This is a genomic window from Micrococcus sp. iso_26, from assembly GCF_056172975.1.
In genome coordinates, this window is sequence record NZ_JBWBTV010000038.1 from 1 (window position 1) to 220 (window position 220).

1 protein-coding gene is annotated in these 220 nt (G+C 62.7%); it reads left to right on the forward strand.

Going from position 1 to position 220, the window contains the following annotated elements:
• Positions 1–220: hypothetical protein (locus tag AC0VX0_RS12450; protein ID WP_475452229.1), on the forward strand; the 220-nt coding region annotated here is incomplete at both ends.

Below are 220 nucleotides of genomic sequence, written 5' to 3' on the forward strand. Positions count from 1 at the left end.
ACTGAGGGCGACGCTACGTGCCCTGGGTGAGTGGCGGGACCGTCTGGAGGACCTGGAGGCCAAACACCGCAATGACGCCGAACTGTGGTCCTTTCAGGTCAACTCGGTCCCCCTCAATGAGGAGACGGAGGCGGCTCTGAACAGCCGGGAGGGACTGAGTGAGATGACCGCGCTGGCTTGCAAGCGTGAGCTGAACGTGACCGAGCAGGAGGAGCTGAAT